Raw genomic sequence first — 17,669 nt, forward strand, 5'->3', positions numbered from 1 at the left:
GTGAGCCACGCCGACCTCGCGAACCTGAGCGACAAGCTCATGCTGACCACCGTGGTGATGTACATCATCGCGCTGGTCGCCTACGCCGCCGACATGGGCTTCGGCCGCCGCCGCGCGGTGCACGCCGCCGGCTCGGCGGAGAGCACCTCGAAGGCCGAGGCGAAGGTGCTGGTGGGCGCCGCCGGCGCCGAGGCCGGGACCGCCGCCGCCGGCGCCGGGTCCGGCGAGGTCGCGGCGGAGGGCGGCGCGGACGCCGGCGACGGTGCCGAGCGGCCCCAGGTCGACTGGATCAAGCTCGCCGTCCTGCTGAACGTGCTCGGCTGGGGCGCGCACCTCGGCGTCCTCGTCACCCGCGGGCTCGCCGCGAACCGGTGGCCGTGGGGGAACATGTACGAGTTCCTCACCGCCATCGCCTTCGCGGCCGTCACCGCGTTCATGGTCGTCATGTTCCGCTACCGGGCGCGCTTCCTCGGCGCGTTCGTCATGGCCGCCGCGGTGATCGCGCTCGGCGTCGCCAACATCTGGCTGTACGACTCGGTGGGCCCGGTCAGCCCGGCGCTGAACTCCTACTGGATCGCCATCCACGTGACCGCCGCGATCATCGCGACCGGCGCGTTCACGGTGGCGGGCGCCGCGACCGTCCTGTACCTGGTGAAGGAGCGGGCGGAGTCGCGCGGCGGGGTCGCGGCGGGCGGCGTGCTGTCGCGCCTCCCCTCGGTGGAGTCCCTCGACCGGCTCTCGATGCGGGTCACGATGTTCGCCTTCCCGATCTGGACGGCCGCGATCATCATGGGCGCCATCTGGGCCGACCAGGCGTGGGGCCGCTACTGGGGCTGGGACCCCAAGGAGATCTGGTCCTTCGTCACCTGGATCATCTACGCCGCCTACCTGCACGCCCGCGCCACCGCCGGCTGGAAGGGGCGCAAGGCCGCGATCCTCTCGCTGGTCGCCTTCGCCGCGCTCCTGTTCAACTTCTTCGGCGTGAACTACATGTTCTCCGGCCTGCACTCCTACGCCTGACGGCGGCGGAGCGCCGCGGTCCCGTGACTCCCCGGGATGACGGGGAGTCGGCTTCCGGCTTACCCTTCCTTCGGGAGCCCGGTCGGGCGGCGCGCGCCGCCCGATACCCCCGCGGGTCCCGCTGACAGAGGAGCCCGATGCGCTTCAAAGGCGTGCACCGCAAGCCCCGGGAGACGTTCCGCGGCGGACGGTTCCGCGCGGAGGCGGCCCGCGACGAGGTCGCCTACTCGCCGTCCCCGCCCGACTCGGGGCAGGTCAGGCCGCGCAGCAACCAGCCGCGCGACCGGTTCGGCCGGTTCCGCAAGGCGGGCCGCGACGACGACTACGCGCTCGGTCCCGAGCGTTCGGAGGCCGGCCCGGTCGACACCGCGGGCGGCCGGCTCGGGATGACCGGCCGGCTCGGGCGGCGCGGGCACGGCAGGCCGCGGTCGGGCGACTACTCCTGGAGCGACTTCGAGCTGGACGACGACCGGCCGCGGGTGGAGCCCCACCCGCCCGGCATGCCGCACGCCGCCGACGGGCGCCGCGACTGCGGCGTGCTGGAGGACGTCCTGCACCGGCAGTGGGACGCCCGGCAGGGGCCGCCGCCTCCCGAGGTGATCGGCGCCGTCGACAGCCTGGCGTCGCTGCCGGACGCGCTGAAGGAGAAGCTGGCGAACGGCCTCGACGGCATCTACGTCGGCCCGGGCGGCGTCCCCCAGCTCGACGACATGGGCCACCTGCGCGACCGGCCGCTGCCCTCGGGCCGCGCCACCTGGGACATCTGCGCCGGCGCGTACGGCGACCGGAAGATCGTCGTGGGGGACCGGCCGTCCCCGACGCCGGACGTGATGCTGCACGAGGTCGGGCACGCGCTCGACGACATCGACGGCGACGACGGCGAGTGGACGTCCGACAGCCCCGCCTTCCGGCAGCTGTACGAGGAGTGCCTGCCCTACCTGGCGAGCGCGTTCCACAAGCAGCCGAACGCCCTCGGCCGCCGCGAGTTCTTCGCCGACGCGTTCGCCGCGATCTCTTCCCGGCAGCGGCCCGCGCTGGTCGATATGCTCGCCGGCAACATCCGCACGGCACTCGAGGTCATGCTCTTCTTCAACCGCAAGTACGGGATCTAGGACGCGAGATGTCAGGCCGCCCGACGACAGACGGCGAAGGTGATCGACGATGTACGTGATCCGGCTTCCCGACGGCACGCTCCGGGTCCCCCACAGCGTTGTCACCGACGGCGGCGAGTCCGGGGCGCAGGCGGGCGAGGGACGGATCATCGCCGACGCCTACATCGAGATCGGTCCGGACGACCCCGACTACGACCGGCTGCTGGAGGAGTCGCTCACCGAGGAGGAGCTGGCGGAACGGCGGCGCCGCTGGCAGGACGAGGACGCCGACCTGCTCCGCCGGTTCGAGGAGTGGAAGGCGGGCGGCCCCGAAGAGTGAGCCCCGAAGGCCGGGCCGCCGAAAGGCGAACCGCCGAAAGGCCGAGCCGCGAGGAGCGGGCGCCGCGAACGCGGTCTTGGAGCGCCGGGGAGCGAGCCCGGAAAGTGAGCTGTGGGACCGGAAAGTGAGCACTGGGAGATGAGCGGGAGCGGGGCGGCGGGCGCCCCGGCCGCCCGGCGAGGACTGCCTTCGGCCAAGGACTGCTTCGGCGGGCGGTCCGGGCGGTTCAGGACCGCGGGTCCGGGAGGCGGGACCGCGTCAGTGGGCCGAATGCTCGGCGACGGGCTCCTCGCCGCGCAGCAGCGCGTGCACCTCGGACTCGCGGAAGCGCCGGTGGCCCCCCGGAGTGCGGATGCTGCTGATCCGGCCCGCGGCGGCCCACCGGGTGACCGTCTTCGGGTCGACCCGGAAGAGGGCGGCGACCTCTCCTGGAGTCAGCAGGCGCTCGCTCGTGCTTTCCACGTTTTCTCTCCCCCTTTGTCCCGCCTTCGGCGCGGGTGGACTGTTTAACAGTGTGGCGGGTCAAGACCGATTTCTCCCTTGTTTTCGGAAAAGATCACCGACCGTAGTCCGGTGAACTGGAGCGATGACGCACGGTGATTCCGGCATGGGTCACTGTGATCACCCTGACCCCCGCTGACCTGCCATGTCACGCCGCCAACCCCCCTCGGCGGCCCGGGAGAAGTAGTCTCCCGGGCATGTCCGATCTCGTTACGCTGCCGGAGATCGAGCGGGCCGCCGAGCGCATCGCGGGGGTCGCCGTCCGGACCCCGCTCGTCCCGTTCCGCCGCGACCCCGCCCCGTCCGCCTCCGGTGCGCCCGCGCTGCTGGTGAAGGCCGAGTCGCTGCAGCCGATCGGCGCGTTCAAGCTGCGCGGCGCCTACTCCGCCATCTCCTCCCTCGACCCGCGGGAGCGCGAGCGCGGAGTCGTCACGCACTCCAGCGGCAACCACGCGCAGGCCGTCGCCTACGCCGCGCGCGCCCTCGGGACCAAGGCCGTCCTCGTCATGCCGCACACCGCACCCGCGGTGAAGGTCGACGCGTGCGTCGCGCTCGGCGCCGAGGTCGTCCACGTCGAGCCGACCTCCCAGGCCCGCGCCGAGACCGCGGACAAGCTCGCCGCCGCCCACGGCTTCTCGCTGATCCCGCCCTACGACGACGCCCGGGTCATCGCCGGGCAGGGCACCGCCGGGCTGGAGATCGTCCAGGACCGCCCGGACGTGGACGTCGTGCTGGTCCCGGTCAGCGGCGGCGGCCTGATCGCGGGGGTGTCGGCCGCGGTCAAGGCGCTGCGCCCGGAGGCGAAGGTGGTCGGAGTCGAGCCGGAGCTCGCCGCCGACGCCCGCGCCTCGATGGTGGCGGGACGTCCCGTCGAGTGGCCGGCGGAGGAGACGGGCCGCACCATCGCCGACGCGCTGCGCGTCCAGCGGGTCGGCGACCTGCCGTACGCGCACATGCGGGCCCACGTGGACGCCGTCGTCACGGTCACCGAGGACGAGATCCGGCAGGCGATGCGCCGCCTCGCCCGCGAGGCCCGCCTCGTCGCCGAGCCGGCGGGCGCCGTCGCCACCGCCGCCTACCTGTACCGCCGCGCGGAGCTTCCCGAGGGCCGCACCTACGTCTCGATCCTCTCGGGCGGCAACGTGGACCCGGCCCTCTTCCTGGACGTGCTGAGCTAGACCCCGCGGAGAGATCGGTGCGGGCCGGGGATAACCTCGAAGGGCCATGCGTTCCGTCATCCTCTACACCCTCGCCAGGGCCGCGATCTTCGCGGTCACCGCGGGCGTGCTCGCGCTCTTCGGGGCCCGCGGGTTCCTGCTCCTGCTGCTGTCCCTGCTGATCAGCGGGATCGTCAGCTACGTCCTGCTGTCCGCGCAGCGCGACCGGATGTCCGCGGCCGTCGCCGGGGGCGTGCGCTCGCAGCGCGAGAGGTTCGAGCGGTCGGTCGCCAAGGAGGACGCGCCGAGCCCGCGCGCGGACTGATCGCGCCTCCTCCGCCTCCCCCGTGGCGGGTGGGCGGAACCGACCCCCGGCCCCTCGTTCAGGGGCTTGTGCGGCCTAGGGTGGATTCATGACCCGCGCTTCACTCGACAAGCAGCCCGCCGACGTCGCGGCGATGTTCGACGGCACCGCCGAGCGGTACGACCTGATGAACACGCTGATGACCGCCGGCCAGGACCGGCGGTGGCGGCGGGAGGTCGTGCGGGCGCTGGAGGCGCGGCCGGGCGAGCGGATCCTCGACCTCGCGGCGGGGACGGGCACCTCGTCGGTGCCGTTCGCCGAGGCCGGGGCCGACACCGTCGCGTGCGACTTCTCGCTCGGCATGCTGCGCGTCGGGGTGCGCCGCCAGGCCGGCGTCGCGGGCCTGCGCTTCGTGGCCGGCGACGCGCTGCGGCTGCCCTTCGCGGACGGCTCCTTCGACGCCGTCACGATCTCCTTCGGGCTCCGCAACGTCGCCGACACCGGGCGCGCGCTGCGCGAACTCCGCCGGGTCGCCAAGCCCGGCGGGCGGCTGCTGATCTGCGAGGTGAGCCACCCCCCGAACGCGGTCCTGGCGCTCGGCCACAAGGCGCACCTGCGCTACGGCCTGCCGCTGCTGGCGCGGGTCAGCTCGAATCCCGACTCCTACCACTACCTCGCCGAGTCGACGCTCGCCTGGCCCGACCAGGCGGGGCTGGCGCGGCTCATCCAGGACGCGGGCTGGGACGGGGTGCGCTGGCGCGACCTCACCTTCGGCGTGGTCGCGCTGCACCACGCGGTGAACCCTGCCGTCAAGCCGTCCTGACGTGCGGCGGCCGGTGGCGTGGGACCGGTCCAGACTTGGACCGGCCCAGAAGTACCCACCAGTCGTGATAAAGGAATAGACTCCCCACCGGATCCTTGTGAAGTACTTCACAAGCGAACGAGCGAAGAGGACCATCGTGACCGACTCCACCCGACACGCGGATGTCATCGTCGTCGGGGCGGGCCCCGCCGGATCGTCGACCGCCTATTGGCTCGCGCAGGCCGGCCTGAACGTCTTCCTGCTGGAGAAGGCCACCTTCCCGCGCGACAAGATCTGCGGCGACGGCCTCACCCCGCGGGCCGTCCGCGCCCTCATCGGCATGGGCGTCGACATCAACGACCCCGGCTGGGGGCGCAACAGGGGCCTGCGCATCTACGGCGGTGGAGTGAAGGTCGAGCTGCCCTGGCCGGAGCTCGCGTCCTTCCCCGACTTCGGGCTCGTCCGCAAGCGCACCGACCTCGACCAGCTCCTCGCCGAGCACGCCGCGAAGGCCGGCGCGCAGCTGCTGCAGGGCTGCAACGTGACCGGCCCGATCGTCGACGAGCGCACCGACCGCATCACCGGCGTCACCGCCGACTACGAGGGCGAGCAGGTGGAGTTCCACGCGCCCCTGGTCGTCGCCGCCGACGGCAACTCGACCCGGCTGTCGCTCGCCATGGGGCTGCGGCGGCGCGAGGACCGCCCGATGGGCGTCGCGGTCCGCCGCTACTTCCAGACCCCGCGCCACGACGACGACTTCATGGAGGCGTGGCTGGAGCTGTGGGACGGCCAGCGCCTCCTGCCCGGCTACGGCTGGGTGTTCGGCGTCGGCGACGGCACCTCCAACGTCGGCCTCGGCCTGCTCAACACGAGCAAGGCGTTCCAGAGCGTCGACTACCGCGGCATGCTCAAGAGCTGGTGCGCGCAGATGCCCGAGGACTGGCAGTTCGACGAGGAGCACGCGACCTCCAAGATCCGCGGCGCGGCGCTGCCGATGGGCTTCAACCGGCAGCCGCACTACACCCGCGGGATGCTGCTCGTCGGCGACGCCGGCGGCATGATCAACCCGTTCAACGGCGAGGGCATCGACTACGCCCTGGAGTCCGGCCGGCTGGCCGCCGACATCATGGTGCAGGCGCTCGCCCGCCGCACCCCCGCGCAGCGCGAGCGGACCCTGTACGAGTACCCGCGCATCCTGAAGGACGAGCACGGCGGCTACTTCACCCTCGCCCGCGTGTTCGTCCAGGCGATCGGCGACCCGCGGGTCATGAAGTTCCTGACCTCGCACGGCCTGCCGCACCCGACGCTGATGCGCTTCACGCTGAAGCTCCTCGCGAACCTCACCGACCCCAAGGGCGGCGACGCGATGGACCGTGTCATCAACGCGATGCAGAAGGTGGCGCCGACGGCATGAGAGCGCGCGTGGAATTCATGCTTCCGCAGGTGAGCGGACTAAAGTGCAGTACCCGACCCCCTGAGGGGAGCGCTATTGATCACCTTGGCTAGGGTGGCGGGTCGCAGGCGGCCCGTCCCGTACAACGTCGTACGTCCCGAGGAGAGGCTGTAGAGATATGGATCTCTATATTCCGATCATCGTGCTTGGGGTCCTCGCCTTCGCCTTCGCCGCCGGCTCGGTGGCGATGGCCGCGCTCACGGGTCCCAAGCGCTGGAACCGCGCCCGGTTGGACGCCTACGAGTGCGGCATCGAGCCGACCCCGCAGCCGGTCGGCGGCGGGCGCTTCCCGATCAAGTACTACCTGACGGCGATGCTGTTCATCGTCTTCGACATTGAGATCATCTTCCTTTACCCCTGGGCGGTCGCGTTCGACCGGATGGGGCTCTTCGGCCTTGTCGAGATGGTCCTTTTCATCGTCACCGTCCTCGTCGCGTACGCCTACATCTGGCGCCGCGGCGGTCTGGAGTGGGACTGACATGGGTCTAGAGGAGAAACTCCCCAGCGGATTCCTGCTGAGCACGGTCGAGCAGGCGGCGGGGTGGGCGCGCAGTTCCTCGGTCTGGCCGGCGACGTTCGGCCTCGCGTGCTGCGCCATCGAGATGATGGCCGCCGGCGACCCCCGGCACGACTTCTCCCGGTGGGGGATGGAGCGCGCCTCGGCGACGCCGCGGCAGGCCGACCTGATGATCGTCGCGGGCCGGGTGAGCCAGAAGATGGCGCCGGTGCTGCGGCAGATCTACGACCAGATGACCGAGCCGAAGTGGGTCATCGCGATGGGCGTGTGCGCCTCGTCCGGCGGCATGTTCAACAACTACGCGGTCGTGCAGGGCGTGGACCACATCGTCCCGGTGGACATCTACCTGCCCGGCTGCCCGCCGCGGCCCGAGATGCTGCTGGACGCGATCCTGAAGCTGCACGACAAGATCCAGAACACCAAGCTCGGGCCGCAGCGCCAGAAGCAGATCGCCGAGCTCGAAGAGGCCAAGCGCCGGCGGCTCCCGCTGCTCGGACAGGGAGCGTGACATGAGTTCGCAGAACCCTGAGCAGCGGGCCGAGCAGGGGGCCGACAAGCTCCCCGCGCAGGCCGAGGAGGAGCGCCGCGAGCAGCCCGTCGACCGCAGGGGCATGTTCGGCGCGCGGACGACCGGCGACACCTCCGGTTACGGCGGGCTCGTCATCCGGCAGAGCCCGAAGGTGTCCGCCCAGCGCCCGTACGGCGGGCCCGGCGGCGCCGCCGAGGCGGGCGAGTTCGACGAGGTCGCCGACGAGCTGGAGCGGGCCTTCCCGCACTTCGGTGACGCCGTCGAGCGGGTCGTCGTCGACCGCGGCGAGATCACGTTCTTCGTCAGGCGCGAGCACCTGGTCGAGGTCGCGCGGACCATGCGGGACGAGCCGTCCCTGCGCTTCGAGATGTGCTCGGGCGTGTCGGGCGTGCACTACCCGAAGGACACCGGCGCCGAGCTCCACTCGGTCGTGCACCTGCTGTCGATCACCCACAACCGGCGCGTCCGGCTGGAGGTGACCTGCCCCGACGCCGACCCGCACGTCCCGTCGCTGGTGCGGGTCTACCCGACGAGCGACTGGCACGAGCGGGAGACCTACGACTTCTTCGGGATCGTCTACGACGGCCATCCGGCGCTCACGCGCATCGAGATGCCCGACGACTGGGTCGGCCATCCGCAGCGCAAGGACTACCCCCTCGGCGGCATCCCCGTCGAGTACCGCGGCGCGGAGATCCCCCCGCCCGACGAGCGGAGGTCGTACGTATGAGTTCCACGAAGTACACCGAGTACGACGCCTACGCTGCCGAGGAAGCAGCCGAGGGCAAGGTCTTCGACGTCAACGGGCAGGACTGGGACCAGGTCGTCGCCGGCGCGGAGGACCTCGGCGACGAGCGGCTCGTCGTCAACATGGGCCCGCAGCACCCGTCCACGCACGGGGTGCTCCGGCTCATCCTGACGCTCGACGGTGAGACGGTGAACGAGGCCCGCGTGGGCATCGGGTACCTGCACACCGGCATCGAGAAGAACATGGAGTTCCGCACCTGGACGCAGGGCACCACGTTCTGCACCCGGATGGACTACCTCGCGCCGATCTTCAACGAGACGGCGTACTGCCTGAGCGTCGAGAAGCTGCTCGGCATCACCGAGCAGGTGCCGGAGCGGGCCCAGATCATCCGCGTGATGATGATGGAGCTGAACCGGATCTCCTCGCACCTGGTCGCGATCGCCACGTTCGGGCTGGAGCTCGGCGCGACGACGGTGATGCTGAACGGCTTCATCGAGCGCGAGTACACCCTCGACCTGTTCGAGGAGATCACCGGCCTGCGGATGAACATGGCCTACGTCCGTCCGGGCGGGGTCGCGCAGGACCTGCCGAGCGGCGCGACCAGCAAGATCCGCGACTACCTCGACCGGATGCCGAAGCGGATCCAGGCGCTGCGCAAGCTGATGGACGCCAACCCGGTCTACCTGGCGCGCACCCAGAACATCGCCTACCTGGACCTGACCGGCTGCATGGCCCTCGGCGTCACGGGCCCGGTGCTGCGCGCGACGGGGCTCCCCTGGGACCTGCGCAAGTCGCAGCCCTACTGCGGCTACGAGACCTACGACTTCGAGGTCGCGACGCAGGACACCTGCGACGTCTACGGCCGCTACCTCGTCCGGATGGACGAGATGGAGCAGTCCCTGAAGATCGTCGAGCAGTGCCTGGACCGGCTCCAGTCGGTCAAGGGCCCGGTGATGGTCGAGGACAAGAAGATCGGCTGGCCGGCGCAGCTGGCGATCGGCGCGGACGGCATGGGCAACTCGCCCCGGCACATCGCGCACATCATGGGCACCTCGATGGAGGCCCTGATCCATCACTTCAAGCTGGTGACGGAGGGCTTCCGGGTGCCCGCCGGGCAGGCGTACGCGCCCATCGAGTCGCCGCGCGGCGAGCTCGGCGCGCACGTGGTCAGCGACGGCGGCACCCGGCCGTACCGGGTCCACTTCCGGGAGCCGTCCTTCGTCAACCTGCAGGCCACCCCGGCGATGGCGGAGGGCGGCATGGTCGCCGACGTCATCGCTGCTGTTGCCAGCATCGACCCGGTCATGGGGGGAGTGGACCGATGAGCACACCACGTGGTTCGGATGGCGGCATGGTCGTCTCCACCAACGGAATCGCTGCTGTGGCCAGCATCGACCCGGTCATGGGGGGAGTGGACCGATGACATACGGACCCGAGGTCCGCGAGCGGCTGGAGCGCGACGCCAAGGAGATCATCGGCCGGTACCCCCGGCCGCGCTCGGCGCTGCTGCCGCTGCTGCACCTGGTGCAGTCGGAGGAGGGCCACGTCACCGAGGACGGGATCGAGTTCTGCGCGGAGCAGCTCGGCATCACCCCGGCGCAGGTGACGGGCGTCGCGACCTTCTACACGCAGTACAAGCACGCGCCGGTCGGCGAGTACCACGTCGGCGTCTGCATCAACACGCTGTGCGCGGTGATGGGCGGCGACCAGATCTGGAACGAGCTGAGCGAGCACGCCGGGGTCGGGCACGACGAGGCCACCCCCGACGGCAAGGTCAGCCTGGAGCGGATCGAGTGCAACGCGGCCTGCGACTTCGCCCCGGTGATGATGGTGAACTGGGAGTTCTTCGACAACATGACTCCCGAGAAGGCCAAGCAGCTCGTCGACGACCTGCGCTCGGGTAAGCAAGTGCTTCCTTCGCGCGGGCCGGAGAGCCTGGCCACCTGGAAGGAGGCGTCCCGCGTGCTCGCCGGGTTCCCGGACGGGCGCGCCGGCGAGGGCCTCCAGGCCGGGCCGGAGTCGCTGGTCGGGCTCAAGCTCGCGCAGGAGCGCGGCTGGGAGGCGCCCCGCGCGGACGTCGAGCGCGAGCGCCCGGAGGAGCCGGTGAAGGCCGAGGAGATGGGCTCGACGCCGCAGGAACCGGGCAAGCCGGTCAGCGGCGAGGTCAAGCCCGGGTCGCAGGAGGGGCGGAACAAGTGACCACGCTCACCCCGATCCTCACCAAGAACTGGGACCAGGCCGACTCGTTCACCCGCGCGGGCTACGAGCGCGACGGCGGCTACGAGGCGCTGCGCAAGGCGTTCCGCATGGAGCCGGACGAGATCGTCCAGGCGGTCAAGGACTCCGGCCTGCGCGGCCGCGGCGGCGCGGGCTTCCCCACCGGGATGAAGTGGGGCTTCCTGCCCCCGACCAGCCCGAACCCGCGCTACCTCGTCGTCAACGCCGACGAGTCCGAGCCGGGGACGTGCAAGGACATCCCGCTCATGATGGCCAACCCGCACGTGCTCGTCGAGGGCGTCGTCATCAGCTCGTACGCGATCAAGTCGAACCTCGCGTTCATCTACGTGCGCGGCGAGGTGCTGCACGTGATCCGCCGCCTCCACCAGGCGGTGGCGGAGGCGTACGAGGCCGGCTACCTCGGCAAGGACATCCTCGGGTCCGGCTACGACCTGGACGTGGTCGTGCACAGCGGCGCCGGGGCCTACATCTGCGGCGAGGAGACGGCGCTGCTGGACTCCCTCGAGGGGTTCCGCGGTCAGCCCAGGCTCAAGCCCCCCTTCCCGGCGGTCGCGGGCCTGTACGGCGGGCCCACCGTCATCAACAACGTCGAGTCGATCTCCTCGGTTCCCTCGATCATCGCCAACGGGCCTGAGTGGTTCGCCGCGATGGGCACCGAGAAGTCCCAGGGCTTCGGGATCTTCTCGCTGTCGGGGCACGTCACGCGGCCCGGGCAGTACGAGGCGCCGCTCGGCATCACGCTGCGGGAGCTGCTCGACATGGCGGGCGGCGTCCGCGAGGGGCACCGGCTGAAGTTCTGGACGCCCGGCGGGTCGTCCACGCCGATCTTCACCGACGAGCACCTGGACGTGCCGCTGGACTTCGAGTCCGTCGGCGCCGCCGGGTCGATGCTCGGCACCCGGGCCCTGCAGATCTTCGACGAGACGACCTGCGTCGTCCGCGCCGTGCTGCGCTGGTCGGAGTTCTACGCGCACGAGTCGTGCGGCAAGTGCACGCCGTGCCGCGAGGGCACCTACTGGTACAAGCTGATGCTGAAGCGGCTGGAGGCGGGCCAGGGCTCCGAGGAGGACCTGGAGACCCTGCTCGACCTGTCCGACAACATCCTCGGCCGGGCCTTCTGCGCGCTCGGCGACGGCGCGACCAGCCCGGTCGTCTCGTCCATCAAGCTCTTCCGGGACGAGTACCTCCGGCACTTCGAGCTGGGCGCCTGCCCGTTCGACCCGGCCAAGTCCACCCTCTGGGGAGGTGCCAAGTGACCGTCACCGACGACAAGTCGGCGGTGGACAAGCCGGTGGAGATGGTCTCGTGCACCATCGACGGCTTCGAGATCGAGGTGCCCAAGGGCACGCTGATCATCCGGGCCGCCGAGCTGCTCGGCATCCAGATCCCCCGGTTCTGCGACCACCCGCTGCTGGACCCGGTCGGGGCCTGCCGGCAGTGCCTGGTGGAGGTCCCCGACGCGGGCAACGGCCGCGGCATGCCGAAGCCGCAGGCGTCCTGCACCACCGCGGTGATGCCCGGGATGGTCGTCAAGACCCAGCTCACCTCGGCGGTCGCCGACAAGGCGCAGCACGGCGTGATGGAGCTGCTGCTGATCAACCACCCGCTGGACTGCCCGATCTGCGACAAGGGCGGCGAGTGCCCGCTGCAGAACCAGGCGATGTCCAACGGGCGCGGCGAGTCCCGGTTCGTCGAGGCCAAGCGGACGTTCCCCAAGCCGATCCCGCTGTCCAGCCAGGTGCTGCTCGACCGGGAGCGCTGCATCCAGTGCGCCCGCTGCACCCGGTTCTCCGACCAGATCGCCGGCGACGCGTTCATCGACCTGTTCGACCGCGGCGCGAAGGAGCAGGTCGGGGCGGCCGACGGCAAGCCGTTCCAGTCCTACTTCTCCGGCAACACCGTGCAGATCTGCCCGGTGGGCGCGCTGACCGGCGCCGCGTACCGGTTCCGGTCGCGCCCGTTCGACCTGGTCTCGCAGCCGAGCGTCTGCGAGCACTGCGCGTCCGGCTGCGCGATGCGCACCGACCACCGGCGCGGGAAGATCACGCGCCGGCTGGCCGGGGACGACCCGCAGGTCAACGAGGAGTGGAACTGCGACAAGGGCCGCTGGGCGTTCACCTACGGGACCCAGCCCGAGCGGCTCACCCAGCCGCTCGTCCGCGGCGAGGACGGTGAGCTCGAGCCGGCTTCCTGGCCCGAGGCGCTCACGATCGCGGCGCGCGGCCTCGCGGCGGCGCGCGGGTCTGCCGGCGTCCTGACCGGCGGCCGCGTCACCCTCGAGGACGCCTACGCCTACGCCAAGTTCGCCCGGATCGCGCTCGGCACCAACGACGTCGACTTCCGGGCCAGGCCGCTGTCGGACGAGGAGTCGGGCTTCCTCGCCTCGTCCGTCGCGGGGCACCCCATCGAGGTGACCTACGCCGACCTCGAGAAGGCGCCGGTCGTGCTGCTCGCCGGGTTCGAACCGGAGGAGGAGTCGCCGATCGTCTTCCTGCGGCTCCGCAAGGCGTTCCGCAAGAACCGCGTGAAGGTGTTCGCGGCGGCCCCGTTCGCCACGCGCGGGCTGGGGAAGGTCGGCGGCACGCTGCTGCCGACGGTGCCCGGGGCGGAGGCCGAGACCCTCGGCTCCCTCATCGGGGACGACGCCCGCGCCGACATCCGCACGCTCCTGGAGACGCCAGGCGCGGTCATCCTCGTCGGCGAGCGGCTCGCCACCAGCCCGGGCGCGCTGACCTCGGCGGTCCGGGTGGCCCAGGCGACCGGTGCCAGGCTGGCGTGGATCCCGCGCCGGGCCGGTGAGCGCGGCGCGATCGAGGCCGGGGCGCTGCCCGGGCTGCTGCCGATCGGCCGTCCCGTCGCCGACCCGGCGGCGCGCGCCGAGGTCGCCCGCACCTGGGGCGTCGCCGACCTGCCCGCCGGTCCCGGCGAGGACACCGCCGGCATCATCGCGGCGGCGGCCGCCGGGCGGCGCGGCGCGCTGCTCGTCGGCGGGGTCGACCCCTACGACCTGCCCGACCCGGAGGCGATGCTCCGGGCGCTGGAGGCCACCCCGTTCGTGGTGAGCCTGGAGCAGCGGCCGAGCGCGGTCACCGACCGCGCCGACGTCGTCCTGCCGGTCGCGGCGGTCGCGGAGAAGTCCGGGACGTTCGTCGACTGGGAGGGCCGCGGCCGCCCGTTCGAGGTGGTGCTGAAGTCCGCCGGGCGGATGTCGGACCTGCGGGTGCTGGAGGCCCTGGCCGACGAGATGGACGTCCACCTCGGCCTGCCGGGCCCCGAGGCCGCGCGCCGCGAGATGGCCGCCCTCGGCGCGTACCGCGGCGAGCGCCCGGACGCGCCGAACGTCTCGCAGGGCCTGGCCCCGCACCCCGAGCGGGGCGAGGCGCTCCTCGCGACCTGGCGGCTCCTGCTGGACCGGGGCCGCATGCAGGACGGCGAGCCGTTCCTCGCGGGCACCGCCAAGCCCGCCGCCGCCCGGCTGTCGCCCGCGACGGCCGCCGAGATCGGCGCCACCGGCGCCGTGACGGTCACGGCCGCGCGCGGCGAGGTCACGCTCCCGCTCGAGATCACCCCCGACCTGCCCGACCGGGTGGTGTGGCTGCCGACGAACTCGGCGGGCTGCGCCCTGCACCGGGATCTCGGCGCGGTGGCGGGAGGCGTCGTCAAGATCGCGAGCGCGGTGCTCGCGACCGCGACCGAGAACGCTGGAGGCATCCGATGAGCTCCCTGGCCGCGGCGCCGGCGCCCGACCCGCAGCTGCAGGACTTCGGTTCGGACCCGTGGTGGCTGGTCGGCGGCAAGGTCCTCGCCGTCTTCGTGTTCCTCGTCGTCACCGTGCTGATGACGATGTGGATCGAGCGGCGGGTCATCGGCCGGATGCAGCTGCGCGTCGGCCCCAACCGCGCCGGGCCCTTCGGCCTGCTGCAGGGCCTCGCCGACGGCGTCAAGCTGGCGCTGAAGGAGGACATCGTCCCCCGCCAGGTGGACAAGATCGTGTTCGTCCTGGCGCCGGTGATGTCGGCGGTGCCGGCGTTCATCTCGTTCATCATCATCCCGTTCGGCCCGACGGTGTCGGTGTTCGGGCACCAGACGGCGCTGCAGGGCACCGACCTGCCGGTCGCCGTGCTGCTCGTCCTCGCGATGTCGTCGATGGGGATCTACGGCATCGTGCTGGCCGGCTGGTCCTCGATGTCGCCGTACTCGCTGCTCGGCGGGCTGCGCTCGTCCGCCCAGATGATCTCCTACGAGATCGCGATGGGCCTGTCGTTCGTGGCCGTGTTCATGTTCGCGGGCTCGATGTCCACCTCGGAGATCGTCGCGGCGCAGCACGACAAGTGGTTCGTGGTGCTGCTCGCGCCGTCGTTCGTCGTGTACGTGATCACGATGATGGGCGAGTCGAACCGCATCCCGTTCGACCTGCCCGAGGGCGAGGGCGAGCTGGTCGGCGGCTTCCACACCGAGTACTCGTCGCTGAAGTTCGCGATGTTCTTCCTCGCGGAGTACATCAACCTGGCGACGCTGTCGGCACTCGCCACCACCCTGTTCCTCGGCGGCTGGCGCGCTCCCGCGCCGATCTCCACGGTGTGGGCGGGCGCCAACTCCGGCTGGTGGCCGGTGCTGTGGTTCCTGGTCAAGGTCTTCCTGTTCATCTTCTTCTTCATCTGGCTGCGCGGCTCGCTGCCACGCGTGCGCTACGACCAGCTCATGAAGCTCGGCTGGAAGGTGCTGATGCCCTTCTCACTCGGCTGGATCATGCTGGTCGCGACGATCCGCGCGCTGCGCAACGACGGCTACGAGATGCGGCAGCTGTTCATCGCCGCCGCCGTGGTCGCCGCGGTCGTGCTGGTCGCCACGGTGGTCTGGGAGATGGTCCGGGGCCGCGAGGACGGCGAGGAGGTCGTCCCGGGGGCCGGGCAGGGGCCGCGCACCGACCCGTCGGCGGGCGGGTTCCCGGTGCCGCCGATGGACGCGCCCCACTACCACGGCCGCGCCCGCGAGCCGGTCCGGCCGGCCACGATCGAAACCCCCTCCGAGGAGGTCACCAGTGGGACTCACTGATTTCCTGAACCCGGTCAAGGGGTTCGGGGTCTCGTTCCACCAGATGTTCATGAAGAGCGAGACCGTTCAGTACCCCGAGGTGAAGAAGCCGACGGCTCCTCGCTTCCACGGGCGGCACCAGCTGAACCGGTGGCCCGACGGCCTGGAGAAGTGCATCGGCTGCGAGCTGTGCGCGTGGGCCTGCCCCGCGGACGCGATCTTCGTCGAGGGCGCCGACAACACGGCGGACGAGCGGTACTCGCCCGGCGAGCGCTACGGCCGCATCTACCAGATCAACTATCTGCGGTGCATCCTGTGCGGGCTGTGCATCGAGGCGTGCCCGACCCGGGCGCTCACGATGACCAACGAGTACGAGCTCGCCGACGACAGCCGCGAGAGCCTCATCTACACCAAGGAGATGCTGCTCGCGCCGCTGCGCGAGGGCATGGAGGCGCCCCCGCACGAGATGCGGCTCGGCGACACCGAGGAGGACTACTACCGCCTCGGCCTCCAGGAGAGCGAGGCATCGCCGTCGGCCGGAACGCCCTCCGCTCCGGCGCCTTCCGAGGGGGGACGACCCCCCACGCCCCGCGGAACGCCTTCGGCTCCGAAGGTTCCTTCGGAAGACGGCGGACGCGCGAGCGTCGACCAGGCCGTCAAGCGCGAGAAGGACGCCAAGCGCGACAAGGCGCGCAAGGGCGGTGAGGGCAAGTGACCGGCTCCGTCGCGAGCGCGCAGGTGCTCGCCGCCGAGGTCGCCGACAAGCAGTCCGGCGAGCCGTTCTTCTTCTGGCTGCTGGCGGTCGTCTCGGTGCTCGCCGCGCTCGGCATGATCTTCATGCGGAAGGCGGTGCACTCGGCGCTGCTGCTGGCGACCGTGATGCTCTGCCTGGCCGCGCTGTACGCGATCCAGAACGCGCCCTTCCTGGCGTTCGTGCAGGTGATCGTCTACACCGGCGCGGTGCTGATGCTGTTCCTGTTCGTGCTGATGCTCGTCGGCGTCAGTTCCACCGACTCGCTGGTGGAGACGATCCGGGGGCAGCGGTTCTGGGCCGTGATCGCCGCGGTCGGCTTCCTCGTCCTGCTCACCGTCGGGGTCGGCAACGCCGCGCTCGGCGGCTCGGCGGGGCTGACCCAGGCCAACTCCGAGGGCAACGTCGTCGGCCTGGCCCGGCTGCTGTTCTCCAAGTACGTGTTCGCGTTCGAGGCGACCAGCGCCCTGCTGATCACCGCGGCGCTGGGCGCGATGGTGCTGGCGCACCGCGAGCGCACCGAGCCGAAGGCGACGCAGAAGGACCTGTCGCGGCAGCGGTTCCTGTCAGGCTCCCACCCGGGCCCGCTGCCGGGCCCCGGCACCTACGCCCGGCACAACGCCGTCGACATGCCGGCGCTGCTGCCCGACGGGACGCCCTCGGAGCTGTCGGTCAACCCGGTCATCGCGGCCCGCACCGACACCGCCGAGCGGCACGCCGACCTGTACGGCGGCTCCGAGGAGGAGGCCCTCGAACGGGACGTGGCCGCCGTGAAGGCGGTCACCGAGGACGTCCGCGAGACCGACGCCGAGGGGCGCTCGGTCAAGTCGGGGACGCCCGCCGCCGGCGGCGGCGCGAGTGAAGGCGAGGCAGGCGAATGAGTCCGGGGCACTACCTGGCGCTCTCGGCGATCCTGTTCACCATCGGAGCGCTCGGCGTCCTCGTGCGCCGCAACGCCATCGTGGTGTTCATGTGCGTCGAGCTGATGCTGAACGCGACGAACCTGGCGTTCGTCTCGTTCTCCCGCATGCACGGCAACCTCGACGGCCAGATCATCGCCTTCTTCGTGATGGTGGTGGCCGCCGCGGAGGTCGTGGTGGGTCTGGCGATCATCATGACCATCTTCCGGACCCGCAGGTCCTCGTCGGTCGACGACGCGAACCTGCTGAAGTACTGAGAGGCCAGGG

Annotated in this window: 18 protein-coding genes and 1 pseudogene; 18 read left to right on the forward strand and 1 reads right to left on the reverse strand. The window is 71.4% G+C overall.

Annotated features, from left to right (window positions below; translation table 11 throughout):
* The 3 genes from ccsB (at nucleotide 1) to FKD65_RS27875 (ending at nucleotide 2,451) form a co-directional block, all read left to right on the forward strand.
* A complete protein-coding gene (gene ccsB / locus FKD65_RS27865) occupies nucleotides 1-1,020 on the forward strand; it encodes a c-type cytochrome biogenesis protein CcsB (RefSeq protein WP_141580352.1) in 1,020 nt (339 codons plus the stop codon).
* A 137-nt stretch (nucleotides 1,021-1,157) separates the two neighbouring features.
* Nucleotides 1,158-2,132, forward strand: coding sequence for a hypothetical protein (locus tag FKD65_RS27870; protein WP_141580354.1), 975 nt, complete (start codon nucleotides 1,158-1,160; stop codon nucleotides 2,130-2,132).
* Between the two features lie 49 nt (nucleotides 2,133-2,181).
* Nucleotides 2,182-2,451, forward strand: a complete 270-nt coding sequence (locus tag FKD65_RS27875) for a hypothetical protein (RefSeq protein ID WP_141580356.1) — start codon at nucleotides 2,182-2,184, stop codon at nucleotides 2,449-2,451.
* Nucleotides 2,452-2,709: 258 nt separating this feature from the next.
* Here the strand turns inward: FKD65_RS27875 and FKD65_RS27880 are convergent, their stop codons facing one another.
* Complete coding sequence (locus FKD65_RS27880; protein WP_141580358.1) at nucleotides 2,710-2,913, reverse strand: BldC family transcriptional regulator; 204 nt, start codon at nucleotides 2,911-2,913, stop codon at nucleotides 2,710-2,712.
* Between the two features lie 236 nt (nucleotides 2,914-3,149).
* On the opposite strand from FKD65_RS27880, the gene FKD65_RS27885 reads away from it, so the two are divergent.
* From FKD65_RS27885 to nuoK, 15 genes and pseudogenes are all read left to right on the forward strand, one after another.
* Nucleotides 3,150-4,130 (forward strand): threonine/serine dehydratase, encoded by a 981-nt coding sequence (locus FKD65_RS27885; RefSeq protein ID WP_141580360.1) that lies wholly within the window; start codon nucleotides 3,150-3,152, stop codon nucleotides 4,128-4,130.
* Nucleotides 4,131-4,176: 46 nt separating this feature from the next.
* The gene (locus tag FKD65_RS27890) at nucleotides 4,177-4,434 is read left to right on the forward strand and encodes a DUF4229 domain-containing protein (RefSeq protein ID WP_141580362.1); all 258 of its coding nucleotides are present in this window, start codon (nucleotides 4,177-4,179) and stop codon (nucleotides 4,432-4,434) included.
* A gap of 88 nt (nucleotides 4,435-4,522) precedes the next feature.
* A complete protein-coding gene (locus tag FKD65_RS27895; RefSeq protein WP_141580365.1) occupies nucleotides 4,523-5,236 on the forward strand; it encodes a demethylmenaquinone methyltransferase in 714 nt (237 codons plus the stop codon).
* A 136-nt stretch (nucleotides 5,237-5,372) separates the two neighbouring features.
* Nucleotides 5,373-6,629 carry a geranylgeranyl reductase family protein gene (locus FKD65_RS27900; protein WP_141580367.1) on the forward strand — a complete coding sequence of 419 codons (1,257 nt, stop codon included), beginning with the start codon at nucleotides 5,373-5,375 and terminating at the stop codon, nucleotides 6,627-6,629.
* Between the two features lie 157 nt (nucleotides 6,630-6,786).
* Nucleotides 6,787-7,146 (forward strand): NADH-quinone oxidoreductase subunit A, encoded by a 360-nt coding sequence (locus tag FKD65_RS27905; protein WP_141580369.1) that lies wholly within the window; start codon nucleotides 6,787-6,789, stop codon nucleotides 7,144-7,146.
* 1 nt (nucleotide 7,147) lies between these two features.
* A complete protein-coding gene (locus FKD65_RS27910) occupies nucleotides 7,148-7,693 on the forward strand; it encodes an NADH-quinone oxidoreductase subunit B family protein (protein ID WP_141580371.1) in 546 nt (181 codons plus the stop codon).
* A 1-nt stretch (nucleotide 7,694) separates the two neighbouring features.
* Entirely contained in the window at nucleotides 7,695-8,441 is a 747-nt protein-coding gene (locus tag FKD65_RS27915; protein WP_141580373.1) for an NADH-quinone oxidoreductase subunit C, read from the forward strand.
* Nucleotides 8,438-9,784 carry an NADH-quinone oxidoreductase subunit D gene (locus tag FKD65_RS27920; protein ID WP_141580375.1) on the forward strand — a complete coding sequence of 449 codons (1,347 nt, stop codon included), beginning with the start codon at nucleotides 8,438-8,440 and terminating at the stop codon, nucleotides 9,782-9,784. Before FKD65_RS27915 ends, FKD65_RS27920 begins: the two co-directional genes overlap by 4 nt.
* A 94-nt stretch (nucleotides 9,785-9,878) precedes the next feature.
* On the forward strand, nucleotides 9,879-10,658 hold the full coding sequence (nuoE, locus tag FKD65_RS27925; protein WP_141580377.1) for an NADH-quinone oxidoreductase subunit NuoE: 780 nt from the start codon (nucleotides 9,879-9,881) through the stop codon (nucleotides 10,656-10,658).
* The gene (nuoF, locus tag FKD65_RS27930; protein ID WP_141580379.1) at nucleotides 10,655-11,953 is read left to right on the forward strand and encodes an NADH-quinone oxidoreductase subunit NuoF; all 1,299 of its coding nucleotides are present in this window, start codon (nucleotides 10,655-10,657) and stop codon (nucleotides 11,951-11,953) included. Before nuoE ends, nuoF begins: the two co-directional genes overlap by 4 nt.
* Nucleotides 11,950-14,415 (forward strand): NADH-quinone oxidoreductase subunit G, encoded by a 2,466-nt coding sequence (locus FKD65_RS27935; protein WP_141580381.1) that lies wholly within the window; start codon nucleotides 11,950-11,952, stop codon nucleotides 14,413-14,415. The genes nuoF and FKD65_RS27935 overlap by 4 nt, the downstream gene beginning before the upstream one ends.
* Nucleotides 14,412-15,752, forward strand: coding sequence for an NADH-quinone oxidoreductase subunit NuoH (gene nuoH / locus FKD65_RS27940; protein WP_141580383.1), 1,341 nt, complete (start codon nucleotides 14,412-14,414; stop codon nucleotides 15,750-15,752). Before FKD65_RS27935 ends, nuoH begins: the two co-directional genes overlap by 4 nt.
* Before the next feature lie 43 nt (nucleotides 15,753-15,795).
* A pseudogene (gene nuoI / locus FKD65_RS27945) lies at nucleotides 15,796-16,239 on the forward strand (NADH-quinone oxidoreductase subunit NuoI); the annotation flags it as partial.
* A gap of 203 nt (nucleotides 16,240-16,442) precedes the next feature.
* Nucleotides 16,443-17,363, forward strand: a complete 921-nt coding sequence (locus tag FKD65_RS27950; RefSeq protein WP_141580385.1) for an NADH-quinone oxidoreductase subunit J — start codon at nucleotides 16,443-16,445, stop codon at nucleotides 17,361-17,363.
* Nucleotides 17,360-17,659: an NADH-quinone oxidoreductase subunit NuoK gene (gene nuoK / locus FKD65_RS27955; protein WP_021593191.1), complete on the forward strand. Its 300-nt coding sequence runs from the start codon at nucleotides 17,360-17,362 to the stop codon at nucleotides 17,657-17,659. The genes FKD65_RS27950 and nuoK overlap by 4 nt, the downstream gene beginning before the upstream one ends.
* Nucleotides 17,660-17,669 lie beyond the last annotated feature (10 nt).

It is taken from the genome of Actinomadura sp. WMMA1423 (assembly GCF_006547145.1).
Classification (GTDB): Bacteria; Actinomycetota; Actinomycetes; order Streptosporangiales; family Streptosporangiaceae; genus Spirillospora.